Origin of the sequence: Flavobacterium marginilacus (assembly GCF_026870155.1) — a bacterium.
Lineage (GTDB): Bacteria > Bacteroidota > Bacteroidia > Flavobacteriales > Flavobacteriaceae > Flavobacterium > Flavobacterium marginilacus.
Genome location: NZ_CP113975.1, coordinates 1,784,543 through 1,798,120 on the forward strand (window position 1 = coordinate 1,784,543; position 13,578 = coordinate 1,798,120).

The 13,578-nt window shown below is 35.2% G+C and carries 12 protein-coding genes; 2 read left to right on the top strand and 10 right to left on the bottom strand.

Features of this window, described 5'->3' with window-relative positions:
• Positions 1 to 46 precede the first annotated feature (46 nt).
• From OZP07_RS07760 to OZP07_RS07775, 4 genes are all read right to left on the bottom strand, one after another.
• Positions 47 to 3,277: an efflux RND transporter permease subunit gene (locus OZP07_RS07760; RefSeq protein ID WP_281637873.1), complete on the bottom strand. Its 3,231-nt coding sequence runs from the start codon at positions 3,275 to 3,277 to the stop codon at positions 47 to 49.
• A gap of 11 nt (positions 3,278 to 3,288) precedes the next feature.
• Complete coding sequence (locus OZP07_RS07765; RefSeq protein ID WP_432419548.1) at positions 3,289 to 4,497, bottom strand: efflux RND transporter periplasmic adaptor subunit; 1,209 nt, start codon at positions 4,495 to 4,497, stop codon at positions 3,289 to 3,291.
• A gap of 149 nt (positions 4,498 to 4,646) precedes the next feature.
• Positions 4,647 to 5,225, bottom strand: coding sequence for a TetR/AcrR family transcriptional regulator (locus OZP07_RS07770; protein ID WP_281637874.1), 579 nt, complete (start codon positions 5,223 to 5,225; stop codon positions 4,647 to 4,649).
• A 118-nt stretch (positions 5,226 to 5,343) separates the two neighbouring features.
• Complete coding sequence (locus tag OZP07_RS07775; protein ID WP_281637875.1) at positions 5,344 to 6,132, bottom strand: protease complex subunit PrcB family protein; 789 nt, start codon at positions 6,130 to 6,132, stop codon at positions 5,344 to 5,346.
• A gap of 465 nt (positions 6,133 to 6,597) precedes the next feature.
• On the opposite strand from OZP07_RS07775, the gene OZP07_RS07780 reads away from it, so the two are divergent.
• Together OZP07_RS07780 and OZP07_RS07785 are read left to right on the top strand one after the other, a co-directional pair.
• Positions 6,598 to 7,434: a sulfite exporter TauE/SafE family protein gene (locus OZP07_RS07780; protein ID WP_194640910.1), complete on the top strand. Its 837-nt coding sequence runs from the start codon at positions 6,598 to 6,600 to the stop codon at positions 7,432 to 7,434.
• A 4-nt stretch (positions 7,435 to 7,438) separates the two neighbouring features.
• Positions 7,439 to 7,828: a DUF1634 domain-containing protein gene (locus tag OZP07_RS07785; RefSeq protein WP_228520833.1), complete on the top strand. Its 390-nt coding sequence runs from the start codon at positions 7,439 to 7,441 to the stop codon at positions 7,826 to 7,828.
• A 196-nt stretch (positions 7,829 to 8,024) separates the two neighbouring features.
• Here the strand turns inward: OZP07_RS07785 and OZP07_RS07790 are convergent, their stop codons facing one another.
• The 6 genes from OZP07_RS07790 to OZP07_RS07815 form a co-directional block, all read right to left on the bottom strand.
• Positions 8,025 to 8,525, bottom strand: a complete 501-nt coding sequence (locus OZP07_RS07790) for a hypothetical protein (RefSeq protein ID WP_194640908.1) — start codon at positions 8,523 to 8,525, stop codon at positions 8,025 to 8,027.
• 255 nt (positions 8,526 to 8,780) lie between these two features.
• Complete coding sequence (locus OZP07_RS07795; protein ID WP_281637876.1) at positions 8,781 to 9,557, bottom strand: hypothetical protein; 777 nt, start codon at positions 9,555 to 9,557, stop codon at positions 8,781 to 8,783.
• Positions 9,558 to 9,720: 163 nt separating this feature from the next.
• Positions 9,721 to 10,047 carry a hypothetical protein gene (locus OZP07_RS07800; protein ID WP_281637877.1) on the bottom strand — a complete coding sequence of 109 codons (327 nt, stop codon included), beginning with the start codon at positions 10,045 to 10,047 and terminating at the stop codon, positions 9,721 to 9,723.
• The gene (locus tag OZP07_RS07805) at positions 10,031 to 11,011 is read right to left on the bottom strand and encodes an IS30 family transposase (protein ID WP_281635297.1); all 981 of its coding nucleotides are present in this window, start codon (positions 11,009 to 11,011) and stop codon (positions 10,031 to 10,033) included. The genes OZP07_RS07800 and OZP07_RS07805 overlap by 17 nt, the downstream gene beginning before the upstream one ends.
• A 409-nt stretch (positions 11,012 to 11,420) precedes the next feature.
• The gene (locus OZP07_RS07810; RefSeq protein WP_281637878.1) at positions 11,421 to 12,113 is read right to left on the bottom strand and encodes a hypothetical protein; all 693 of its coding nucleotides are present in this window, start codon (positions 12,111 to 12,113) and stop codon (positions 11,421 to 11,423) included.
• 64 nt (positions 12,114 to 12,177) lie between these two features.
• Positions 12,178 to 13,539, bottom strand: coding sequence for an IS110 family RNA-guided transposase (locus tag OZP07_RS07815; RefSeq protein ID WP_281635814.1), 1,362 nt, complete (start codon positions 13,537 to 13,539; stop codon positions 12,178 to 12,180).
• Positions 13,540 to 13,578: the final 39 nt, after the last annotated feature.

Genomic DNA, 13,578 nt, shown 5'->3' on the forward strand with positions numbered 1-13,578 from the left:
AATTTCAGGACAAGTATCTTTTTTAGTTTCAAGATCTTTTGACACTTTATACGCTATGTACGTGAGGCTGATGATGATTGTCACCAGAATTGCTGTGATATAATTTTCCATTTTTATTTTCGTGATTATGAATTACAGCTACTGGTTTTCCAGTAACTTTTTCTTGTAAATATTGGAATACGATGAATAAAACCGGGATGATCAACAGCCCTAGAATTACTCCCGAAACCATTCCGCCCGCAGCTCCAATACTGATGGAGTGGTTACCCTGAGCTGACGGACCTTTGGCACTCATCATCGGAATCAATCCAACTACGAAAGCCAGTGATGTCATGATAATTGGTCGCAGACGCAGTTTCGCAGCATCTATCGAAGCTTTGACTAATGCCTGTCCTGATTTTCTTTTCTGTACGGCGAATTCCACGATCAGAATTGCATTCTTGGCGAGCAGTCCGATGAGCATTACCAAAGCAACCTGTACATAAATGTTGTTTTCAATTCCGGTTAATCCGATTGCCGCAAATACTCCAAAGATTCCGGCTGGGATCGATAAGATTACCGCTAAAGGCAGAATGTAACTTTCGTACTGAGCGGCAAGCAGGAAGTAAACGAATATCAGACACAATAGGAAAATAGTTGTTGATTGTCCTCCTGAAGAAATCTCTTCTCGGGTTTGTCCTGAAAATTCATAACTGTAACCTGCTGGTAATTGCTGAGCTGCGACTTCTTCAATTGCTTTAATAGCATCTCCAGAACTGAATCCAGGTTTCGGAATTGCATTCACCGAAATAGAATTAAACAGATTGTATCTCGAAGCGGTTTCCGAACCATAAATACGGCTTAGTTTTACCAACGTGTTTATCGGAACCATTTCGCCGTTTTTATTTTTTACAAATACACGGTCAATCGCCGATGGATCGGCTCTGTCGGCAATATCAGCCTGAACAACAACTCTGTAATATTTTCCAAATCGGTTAAAGTCGGATGCCTGCGCGCTTCCAAAATACGCCTGCATTGTCTGCAGTATGTCTTTTACTTTTACGCCTAATTGGTCAGCTTTTTCATCATTAATATCCAATTGCAATTGAGGATAATCGGCTTTGAAACTCGTAAAGGCTACAGCAATTTCCGGGCGTTTCATTAATTCGCCAATGAACGTTTGAGAAATACCACTGAACTTATCCAATTTACCACCGGTTTTGTCCTGCAATACTAAATCCAAAGCTTCCACATTACTAAATCCAGGTACGGTTGGGAAACTAAATACAAAGAAACTTCCATCTGAAATGGCGCCTAATTTTCCTTGTACATCGGCCATTATTTCGTTGATATCTTTGATTTTTCCGCGTTCTTCATTTGGTTTCAGCAGTACAAAAACCACTGCCGATGATGGGCTGGTAGAATTCGTTAATAAGTTGAAACCTGAAATGGCAGTTACAAATCGTGATGATTCCAAACCTCTCAGTGTATTCTCGGCTTTGGTCATTACTTTTTGCGTTCCGTCTAATGAAGTTCCGGATGGTGTATTCACTGCAATAGCAATAAATCCCTGATCTTCTGTCGGAATAAATCCTGACGGAGTTGTTTTTACCATTACAATCGTTGCAATTGTAATTAAAGCCAGACCTCCTAAACTTACCCATTTGTTACGGATTAAGAATTTCAGTCCGCCAACGTAACGATTAGTTAAAGCTTCAAAACTATTATTGAATCCAGTAAAGAATTTCTCTTTGAAACCTTGTTTAGCGTAAGGAATATTTTCGCCGTGAGCACCGTGATTATCTTTTAAAAATAAAGCGGCTAGGGCAGGACTTAATGTCAAAGCATTAACAGCCGAAATAACAATCGCAATCGCCATCGTGAAAGCAAACTGACGATAGAAAAGACCTGTTGAGCCTTCCATAAAACCAACTGGCAGGAATACCGCGGCCATGACCAGCGTAATCGAAATAATCGCTCCAGTAATTTCGTGCATTGCTTCGTGTGTGGCAATTTTTGGAGACAGTCGTTTATGTTCCATTTTGGCATGAACCGCTTCAACAACCACAATCGCATCATCGACGACAATACCAATCGCAAGAATTAATGCAAATAATGTCAATAAGTTAATCGAAAATCCGAACAGCTGCATAAAGAAGAATGTTCCTAAAATCGCAACTGGAACGGCAATTGCCGGAATCAATGTAGATCTAAAGTCCTGAAGGAAGATAAAAACCACGATAAATACCAGTATAAAAGCTTCTAATAAGGTATGTTCTACCTGCTCAATAGACTGATCCAATGATACTTTTGTGCTGTAGAATATATTGTGTTTTATTCCTGATGGGAAATCTTTCGAAGCTTTAACCATCAGTTTGTTAATTGCAATCTGAATATCATTGGAGTTGGAACCTGCCAGCTGAATCACACCAATAACGATTCCTTTTTTACCATTTAAACGTGTTAAACTGTTATAAGAATAAGCACCAAGTTCCACTCTCGCCACATCTTTCAGGCGGAGTACAGAACCATCGGCATTGGAACGAATGGCAATGTTTTGATAATCTTCTGGTTTGGTTAGTTTTCCTTTGTATTTAATAACGTATTCGAAAACTTCGTTGCTTCTTTCTCCAAATTTACCTGGCGCAGCTTCAAGACTTTTGTCCTGAATGGCAGCCATTACTTCATTTGGCGTAACATTATGCGTTGACATTTGCGTTGGGTTCAGCCATACTCTCATCGAGTAATCTTTTACACCTCCAAAAATACTGGCAGCACCAACTCCCGGAATACGTTTAATTTCAGGTATAATATTAATTTGAGCATAATTGGCAACAAAAGTCTGATCGTATTTGGCTTCATCATCAGTATACATTCCGATGGCCATGATAAAACTGTTCTGCTGTTTTGCTGTAATTACACCTTGCTGAACAACCTCTGCAGGCAACTGGCTTGTAGCCTGAGCAACTCTGTTCTGAACGTTCACCGCAGCCTGATCGGCATCGGTTCCTAATTTGAAGAAAACGGTGATGGCTAATGTACCGTCATTACTGGCAGTGGAGCTCATGTAAGTCATATTCTCGACACCATTTATAGATTCTTCCAATGATGGTGCCACCGAACGTAAAACCGTTTCGGCATTCGCTCCTGGATATACTGCAGTCACTAAAACCGAGGGAGGCGCAATGTCAGGAAACTGTTGTAATGGCAATTTTGTGAGTCCCAATACACCTAATATCACCAGTAAAATGGAGATAACGGTTGCCAGTACGGGTCTTTGTATAAATATTTTGAACATCTTTGTAGAAATTATTTTTTGTTAATGATTTGAGCAACTTTAGTATCTTTTTTTTCTGGCTGGATTAATTGTCCTTCCTGAAGTTTGTCGATACCGCTTAATACAATCTGGTCGCCCGCTTTTATACCGTCTTTGATAAGATAATTGGTGCCGCTTTTTCCGATAACATTGATAGGCATTTTGGTAACTTTATTTTCTTTGCTTACCGCAAAAACAAATGTTTTATCCTGCATTTCGATAGTAGCCGACTGCGGAATCAAAATTGCATCGTCGTGTTCTATTCCTAAACGGATTTTTCCTGTATTCCCGGAACGTAACGTTTTGTGCGGATTGGAGAATTTGGCTCTAACCGTAATAGCTCCAGTAGTTTTATCAAACTGCCCGTCGACCATATCGATTTTTCCCGTTTGCGGATAAGCGCTGTTATCGGCTAATAGTAATGTAACCGGAGGCAGGTTTTTGATTTTGTCACCAATGCTGTTTCCTGCATATTGTGATTTGAATTTGATGAAATCCGTTTCACCCAAAGAGAAATAAGCATACACTTCGTTAACATCTGAAAGTGTTGTTAAGGCTTCAATATCATTGGCAGAAACTAAACTTCCCTGTTTTTTAGGCAGTCTTCCGATGTAACCGTTTACTGGAGCTGTAATATTGGTGTACCCTAAATTGATTTTTGCCGATGCGGCTATTGCTTTGGCCTGTTCAATATTGGCGGCTGCAATTTTCTGAGAAGCTTTGGCGGTTTTCAATTGATAATCTGAGACTACTTTGTTTTGAACTAGCGGAGTCAGTTTATCCACTTCAAGCTGAGCGTTGATATAAGCCGCTTCGGCAGCATGAAGACTGGCTAGAGCAGTATTTAACTGCTCACGGAAAGGACGTTCGTTTATTTTGAATAAAGATTGTCCTTTGGTAACATAAGCGCCTTCATCTACCAAAACACGGTCTAAGTTCCCGCTTACCTGCGGACGGATTTCTACATCTACAGTTCCTTGTATCGCTGCAGGATATTCAGCATCGGTAGTGGTGTTCTCAGTAGTTACTGCCATAACAGGCAGAAGGGGAGCGGGTGCAGCAGCAGGTGCCTGCGATTTATCGGCACAGCTGATTATAAATACAGCCATTAAGCTTAAAAAAGAGATTTTTTTCATGGTTGTTATTGGTTTAAAATTAGTGTTGGATAGTATGCTTTTTGGAATAATCGTTTCAGAATTCATGGCGTTTTTTATTTAAAGGTTATAGTTTTTGTATAGCAATAATTCTGGAATAATCGTTTCAGAATCAGTGCTGTTGTCTAAAAAATGGTATGCGTATTGTATATTATTTTCTGAAATAAACGTTTCAGAATGTAGGCAAAAAAAAGGAGCTATTTAAATATATTTTTAATCAGGAATTCTGACATTTTTTTGATTTTGATTGGATTTTGATTGACGATGTATGATTGCTTCCAGCCTGTAAAGGAGGTTGCAATATACTCAGCCATTAATGATGCATCTTCTGAATTGTCCATTTCACCATCATCCATAGCTTTTTGAACTATTGTAGCCATAAATTCAATGAAAATATCATTTTGTTTACTCATTTGATTTCGGACTGCGTTATCATCTGGAGCTATTTCGAATGTCGTTTTCATACCCAGACATCCTTTATCACAAGATATAATCCAATCTGCTTTATCAGAAATGACCTTTATCAGCGCTGATTTGGCCGAGGTTTCCTTGGCGACTTTTTGTTTTAATTCACACATGGCATTATCAAAATAATTGCCAATGCATTTCATAAATAACTGATGCTTGTCGCCAATAGTGTTGTATAAACTGCTTCGGTTGATCTGCATAGCATCCACTAAGTCCTGCATAGAAGTAGCATTATATCCTTTTTCCCAAAAGACATTCATTGCTTTTTCAATTTTTTCGACCTCGTTAAATTCTACACAGCGTGCCATAGCATTTTAATTTCACTCTGCAAATGTAAAACTATTTTTGAAACAAGCGTTCCAGAATGGATATTTTTTTAGAATTTTTTTCAAAAGGCCTATTTTGCTAAGTATATTGTACTTGATATTATTGGAAGATTATTGGGTTTGTAGTTTTTGGTATTTTTACAATATGAAAAGGCTGCGTCATTACAGTGGCAGCATCACCAGTCAATAAATTGGCAACAGTTACAATTATATTGTTTTGATGTTCAGCAATATTTGTAATATCAATACTGTGACCTCCATTTCCATAGATTTTATCAAAAATGGCTATTACAGTGTATTTACTAAAATCAATATTTGTCTCACTAAAGCTGTTTGTAACATTATTTCTTGTATTCATTTGCTGCATGAGCTGTGTCCAATCTGAATTTGAATTTATTATTAAATTTTGTTGATGTATTTTTTCATCTCCATTACCATACAGTATGTATTTCCGAATGGTTATTGGATTGATTGAGCTTCCAGCAGTTTCATTATCGATGTTGTAAATTAATGCTGGTTTTCCATTTACGCAGTCCACTTTGGAAGGCTGAATAGCAACATCACAAGTTGAGAAAATCCCCCATTTTTTATTGTACGCTGCTTGTGCTTTGGTGTAACTTTCTACTTTTTTAAGGAATGCGGGAACATCAATTTTCAAGGAATATGGAATAAAACCAACAGAACCGCCGCATGCTTTTGATCCAATCGCTGTAAAAGTCCATTCTGCAGGATTAGTGCATGGAGTAGTATTGGCCATCGAAGCGGTAATAATTTCGCTGTACGCTTTGGATAGGTTTTCCTGGTCTGATTCTTGTGTCGAAGAGTTATCATTATCGCAGTTGAAAAAGAAGATACTAACTGCAATAAATAAGAATTTTATATTTTTCATAGCTGGCTGTTTTGTAAATAGATGTTCTTTTTAATAATTGGTTGCGTTAGTTTAAAAAAGAAATTTTAATCAGTTTTATCTATGTGATATGTTTATAGCTGTTCTGGAGCTTTCGTTTGCAACAAGTATTTACTTGCATTTGAAAAAAAAATAAGCGGTTTTTAAAGTGCGGTTCCTATTAATTGGCTGCCAAAGCGGGTTTCAGTTTCATTTAATCTGCTCTGTAAATACTGCGATTCATCTTTTAATTTTAGTAGGCAATCGCCGCAAGGCAGGCACTTCAATAGGTGATCAAATGAGCGCCAGCGACGATAAATTCAAAGATATTGAAAATATTATACTGTCACTATGATTTTTAATATTTACTTTATCAATTTCGGGACAAATTGTAATGTTATAAAAACTATAAAGCTTCATATAAAAGGATTTCAAGTCGTAAATTTGCGACAAATTAAATGGAATTTTATGACGGTACTTACTTTTACGTTAATAATGCTTTTTGGTGCTTTTCTAGCTGGTTTTATAGGTTCATTATCCGGGCTTGGCGGAGGAATTATCATTATACCATTATTAACAATAGTACTTGGCGTTGACATTCATTATGCAATCGGTGCCGCTTTAGTTTCTGTAATTGCCACTTCTTCCGGATCTGCAGCTGCTTATGTAAAGGAAGGAATTACCAACATGCGCCTTGGCATTTTCCTCGAAATTGCCACTACACTTGGTGCTATAGGCGGTGCATTGCTTTCTGCTGTTGCACCAACCTCATTCATTGCCGTTTTATTCGGATTAACATTAATTTTCTCTGCGATAAACTCTTTACGAAAAAAAGAAGAGCATATCGTTTTGGAATCTAGTCAGCTGGCAGGTAAGCTTCGGCTAAATGGTACTTATCCTACGCATGACGGTGAAGTTGTTTCGTATGGAACCAAAAATGTAATTGGCGGTTTCAGTATGATGGGGCTTGCCGGAATGATGTCTGGATTATTAGGAATTGGTTCAGGTGCTTTTAAGGTAATTGCAATGGATAATATTATGCAGATTCCTTTTAAAGTTTCTACTACAACCAGTAATTTTATGATGGGGGTTACCGCAATGGCAAGTTCAGTAATTTATATTCAAAAAGGGTATATAGAACCGGGAGTTTGTATGCCCGTTGTTATTGGAGTATTGTTTGGCGCTATGGCCGGAGCAAAAATATTAGTAAAAACTAACCCTAAAAAACTTAGAATATTTTTTGCCTGTTTAATTTTTGTATTGGCAGTAAATATGATTTATAACGGACTTAATGGAAAAATCTAGAACCATGAAAAACGAAAAATTTGGAGAGAAGGAGTTTCAGACGATTGTTGGAAATTTACTGCGTTATGGGGTTTGGATCTCATTGTCAGTTGCCTTTATTGGTGGAATTATTTACTTAATAAATCATGGGAATACAATTGAAAATTATTCTGTTTTTCATGAAAATGACACTAATATATTCAAATTAATTGCCAATGTATTTAAAGGAGTTGTTCAAGGCGAGGGCGAATCTATTATATTTTTCGGCATCGTATTGCTGTTTCTTACCCCCGTATTTCGTGTAATACTTTCACTTTTTTCATTTTTATTGGAGAAGGATTATTTGTACGTTGTTATAACACTAATCGTAATTGCCATAATTATAGGAAGTATTACACTGGGATTTTCGCATTAAAGCCAATACTTTTACCAAGGTATCATCTGTGTCCTATTTTTTTTAGATGTGTCCAGACGGCAAGACATAAATCCTCTTTGCGGCGATTCAGATTCCATATCTGTAAGGGTGGATGGATGCGGAGTGATTCCGTTCAACACGAGTTTTATTGTTTGTGCTGCGCACGCAACGAAACTCTAGCAGTTGGCAGTAGTTTTTATTTTTCGATATCTAAACTATAAAACTCTCCGAAATCTTTGCATTTTATAAATATTTCGTTTGGCAAGCCATTTTTTAAATTTACGACTGTTACTGCGTTGCAATCGCAATTATCTTTTTTATTGTATGCAAAATATAGTTTCCCATTTTCTAATTTGTCTGGAATTTCATAACTCATACTTAATCCATAATTTCCATAATACGTGTTATTTTGATTGAAAATCAGTATTCTAGTTGTTGCTCTATGTGATAAACCCCAGAACCAAATGGAGTTCATCACTTTGAATGTTTTTCCATTTTTTGTTTTTACTTTTCCTAAATATGTTAAGTGAGTTTCGGTTCCTCCTTTTTTTGACCATTTACCAAAGGTATAAGTCTTATTGGGAAGATTACTTCTAAGAACTGTTTGTTGTATCGAATTGTCATTTGTTTGTCCTTTAGAAATCATGGAAACAAATAACACTAAGAATTGTGTAATATATTTTTTGTGCTGTCTCATAAAATTACTGCCTACCTCCTGGGGCTACAAGAGGTTTGGGGTTAAATTAAGCCTTATTTTCGGATTTACCTAAAATTTCCCAGATACCTCCAAGAAATTGGATTAGGAAAGTTTACTTTAGCCTAATCTTAAAGTAAATTATGGATAGCCCAAAAGGTGTAAAGAGCTTTTGGATGATGATTTGCGAACCGCCGAGTAAGCTCGGTGGTGTGAGAGGCGCACTCCGTCCCTTTAGAGGCGGAGCCGTCTACTCGATTAGAGGTCGTTGTTTCCGCGCATTTTCATTTCATTTTTATATTCTTCTCTATAATTTCCATTTTCATCAAACTTGCTTTCGAATTGTCTGTAACTTATATTTCCCAAAAAGGCATTTGATTTATTGTTTCCCATAGAAAGCCGTAATTGGGTTTTATAATTCCCTTTAAAAATGGGCACTAATGTTATGGCTATTTCTTTTGGGGGCAAAATGATAGTCCCAACTCCATTTCCACACATATAGACAAATCTTTCTTGTATAGGTTTCCATTTACCCAATTTATTTTTCGCTTCCAAAATCAAAGGAATTCTATCTCCAAAACCAATTGCAATTGTATCTTTAGTTCTGTTTCTTAATAGAGCAGTATAAAAATTATTAATTTTTTTAGAGCTTATTTGAATTTCAACTTTTTGCTCTTTCATAAATGAATAACGATTTTTTTTGTCCCATTCAATATAATATTCTGCGTTTGGACGTTGTCGCTTTTCAATTTTTGTACCTTTCTTTCTATTCTGGGGAAATTCAGCAATTGAAAAAGCTTCTATCCCTAATGATATAGAATCTTTCAATTTTCCTATATAGTTAAAATTGTAGTTTGCTGTAGAAATCCAAGTTGGATTTTCTTCATCAAAAAGTGACCCATACTTAATATTTCTTGGATTTGTTACTGTAGGAAAAATTGTTACTGGTTCGCTTTTCGGCACGACCTTTTTTACTTCATCTTTGCATCCAAAAAACAACAATAAAACAGATAATATTAGATATGATTTTTTCATAGGTGTGGTTTTTTACAATGACCGCTAACGTGTTGCTACTACAGCGGGTTTGGGGTTAAATTAAGTCTTATTTTCAGATTTGCCTAAACTTTAAAATACAAGACCATTTTTTAAATTAAGCCAATTGCCCAAATCTCTTGTAGCAAGTGTTAGCAGTCGTACCTTATTTTATTTCGTTGTATTTTTTCAAAAAATCATTTAGTTTAGTTTCGTCAATTGTAAAGTCTTTATTGATAACGTTATTTTCTGCTAATGCAAAAATCAATTGATTTCTACCGATTATTTTTCCGTTTGAGAAAGTCTTATTCTGAGGAATGAATGTAATGATGTTTGAAAATTTTCCATCTCCAAGTGAAGAAATATCTCCTGATATAATTTCCACATTTTTTAACGTAGAAATTGAGAAATGATTTCCTTCTTTTTTATAATTAAATGCATTTTGATTATTCAGTATAATATTTTCTTTGGTGGATTCAACATATAAATGCAACAGTATTCAATTTATTGATTTTTTCGGCGAAAATTTCATTAGGTGTTTTATAGCCAAATCTTTTTCTGGGTCTGTTGTTTAATGTATTAACTACTGTTTTTATTTGTTGTTCTTCGATGTTTTCAAAGTTAGATTTTTTAGGAAAATATTGTCTTATTAATCCGTTTAAATTTTCATTGGCTCCTCGTTCCCAGCTATGGTAGGGTTTGGCAAAATAATAATCGATATCTAAATCTTCTGCAATGGCCCGATGATTGGCAAATTCCTTTCCATTATCCGAAGTAATGGTCTTGATTATTGGTTTCCAATCTTTCAATAATTCAATTGTTTTCTGCTGTATTGCACTAGCTTCTTTGCTTTCTACTTTTCCCATAAAAAGTATTCCAGAGGCTCTGTCATTGATAGTTAGTAACGCTCCTTTGTGATTCTTACCAATGACCAAATCAATCTCTAAATCGCCCAATCTACTTTTCTTTTCTACAATCTTTGGACGCTCGCTAATATCGACCCTACCAATAATAAGTCCTCTTTTATCCTTTAAATGTCCTCTTTTTTTATACTTTTTACCCTTGGTCCTAAGATGTTTATATAAGAGTCCTCCTTTGCGTTTATTTTCCCAAATATATTGATAGATTCTTTCTTTAGAAACCATTGCTCTTTTGTCAATTTTTGCTCTGCCAACAATTTGTTCAGGACTGTAATCTTGCTTTAAATAAAACAAAATATTTGCTTCAACTTCTGAGGTTAAAGTGCATTTTTTGATCTTAACCTTATGCCTGTTTAAAGCTTTTTTATCCGCCAAAACAGCTTTATAAACACCACTTCTTTGATCAGAATTACGTTTTATTTCTCGAGAAATAACTGATTTGTTTTTATCTACCAATTCAGCAATTTCGGAAATACTGATACCGGCATTTCTATATACTTCTATTTTGTATCTTTGTTCTAACGTTAAATGTGCCATCTATTTTGAGTGTTGCAACCCAAAGATATGATGATTTTTTCGCCAACTCTAGTGTTATTCTTTTGACCTAGGTCAAAAGAATAACACTAGAGTTTTTTTTCACGTTGCATTTATTACTTGAATCTAAGTTTATCAAACTTCACATCTGTTATATTTTGTTCTTGTTGTGCAGATACTGCTTGAAAAGTAAGCATCAGAAAAATAAAAAGGATTTTAAAAGATTTCATATTTATTTGGTTTTTATAAATTATATTGGTCTGGTATGACTGCTAACGTCTTGGCGCTACAAGAGGTTTGGGATTAAAGATGCGAGTTTTTTCCATTATGCACAAATTTCCTAAGTACAAAACCATTTTTAAATTCAGCCCGATGCCCAAATCTCTTGTAACGGCTGTTAGCAGTAGTAGTTTTATCTGTCTTCTCGTAAAGGGTCTATATTTGTTAATGGTTCAAAAGTCAAAAGTTTTATAGGTTGTTTTTTACCAATATTTTCCTTTGTGTAATTTTTACGCCCACTTCCTTCATAGGTTTCTTTTATTCCTGTCAATAAATTAATATCTGTAATATATTGTTCAGGATTAGGAACTTGATATTCGTTGCTTGTAGCTCCAATTAATTCAAAATCATTTTTTTTAAGACCAAAATAATAAGAATATTGTGTTCTTAATGTGCCTCCTGAAGAGAAAATAATTCCTAATGTGTTTTTTCGTTTTGTCAAATTCGAGTAAGCATCTGTCCCTTGTATTCCCCAATTACAAGTTCCAAAAATAGTAGATGTTTCAATTATTTTCTCATATCCTTTAGATTGTTTATTTAGTAAAACAATAAGTTTTTTGGGAAAGTAAATTGAATCTCCAAAACAAATAGTGTCGTTTTTTAAAATGACTGCTTTTTTTGATTTCAATACAAATGCAATATCATCAATCTTATCTTTATTAAAATCGCAAGAAATACTATCTGTTACTTCCATATTCTGAGGAATAAAAACTTTCCAATTAGTAGTTTTTGTCGATTCAACTTTGTTTTCTGATTTATTAAAATTGCAAGAAGTTAGTAATAAGCAACTCGCGATAATTTTTAATTTAAAGACTATTTTTTTCATAGGTTATTGAATTCTCCTCATTTTTGGGACTATTCTAACTAACGTTTTTGTAAATATCTAAAAACTAAATTGTTACAAAGTTAAAATCATCGACTTTGAATTGATGTTTTTCCATTTGTTTTTGTATTCTTCTTTGTACCGCTAGTTTTCTTTTTTCGTCTAAATATAAGTAATTTTCCGGATTATAGTAGGAGGTGTTTTTTACAATCATATTCCAAATGATTATACCTAATTTTCTTGCTGTTGCGCTTATGGCAGATACTCTTCCTTTTCGAAAATTAATTCGATGAAAAAAGTCTCTCAGAGGTGTTGATTCTTTTAAATTTCCGATGGCATTGGCAGCATTCCTCAGGGCTATTTTCAAGCGGTTACTCCCTTTTGGCACGCGAGAACTGAGTACTTTTCCGCCACTTATTTTATTGTTCGGAGTAAGTCTGAGCCAGCTTGCAAATTGTTTGGCTGTACCGAATTTTTTAATCCCTTCTAACCCCACTTCGCTCATTAATGTAAGTAAGGTTTGATGGCTGAATCCTTCTATCTTTAATAAATCTACTCCTTCGAAGTATTGATAGCCAATGAGGTTTAAATCAATATTTTTAGGTGTATTTTTATTAACTCTTTTATGAACTTTCGGATCCGTGTAATGTTGCTTTTTATTGTTGCTGCTGTCAATCTGGTCTTGAAGTAATTTTTTTATTTCTATATCGCAGTCTTTGATCTGATTTTGCAGATTTTGATACATCTGGTATTCCTGCTTTAGGGCAAATAGATAATCTTTACGGCCGTTGCTTTGGAGTGCTTTTTGCATTTCTGCTTCACTTTTTTTACAGTTTCCGTTTCTCAGGGAGGCTAATTTCTGAGAATCAGTTTCGCCATTACAAATGGCTTCTATCATCTTAAGTCCTGTCAAACCACAAATATCTTTAACAATTATATCCAGACGAAGGTTGAGTAAACGAAGGTATTTTTGCATTTTCTTGCTTGTGTCAGCAGCAACATCAATTAAACCGGCTCTGTGTCGGCAATAAGTTCGGAGTTGTTCAGTTTGTAAATCTGGCAAAAAACTTCCAGATAATAGGCCTATGGAATGTAATTTTTGTATCCATTGGCAGTCTTGTACATCGGTTTTCTTTCCTTTGATGTTTTTGGTAAATTTTCCATTGCACAATATCACTTGAAAACCATCGTTTATCAAAACAGCATATAATGCTTGCCAATAAGTGCCTGTACTTTCCATTGCTACAGTTTGGATGCCATTTCCTTTGAGCCAATCTGATATTGCTTTGAGGTCTTCATTATAAACACCAAACTCTCTTACGTGTTCTTCTTTTTGACCAATAGCTACAAAATGACTCCTGCTTCCGATGTCTATTCCTGCTGCTTGAGGATTGACAATCTCCATCAAAATTTGATTTTGTTCTTTCATTCTGATTCTGAACATTTAAATTAAAAAAATACTCAAAGA